This is a genomic window from Citrobacter sp. Cpo089 (assembly GCF_030332695.1).
GTDB lineage: Bacteria > Pseudomonadota > Gammaproteobacteria > Enterobacterales > Enterobacteriaceae > Citrobacter > Citrobacter portucalensis.
This window is the reverse complement of record NZ_JAOWHJ010000058.1, coordinates 63,018-63,232: the sequence shown is the minus strand read 5'-3', so window position 1 is coordinate 63,232 and position 215 is coordinate 63,018. Positions and strand designations below refer to the sequence as shown.

Here is a 215-nt window from a genome sequence, read left to right as displayed (position 1 = left end):
CCCGGCTGTATGCGCGAGGTTACCGACTGCGGCCTGAGTTTTTTAAGTGACGTAAAATCGTGTTGAGGCCAACGCCCATAATGCGGGCAGTTGCCCGGCATCCAACGCCATTCATGGCCATATCAATGATTTTCTGGTGCGTACCGGGTTGAGAAGCGGTGTAAGTGAACTGCAGTTGCCATGTTTTACGGCAGTGAGAGCAGAGATAGCGCTGA

1 pseudogene (only partly in view) is annotated in these 215 nt (G+C 53.0%); it reads right to left on the bottom strand.

Annotated elements, in window-relative coordinates:
• Positions 1-215 (bottom strand): annotated as a pseudogene (locus tag OGX92_RS12980) (IS1-like element transposase); its annotated part runs 80 nt beyond the window's last position; the annotation flags it as partial.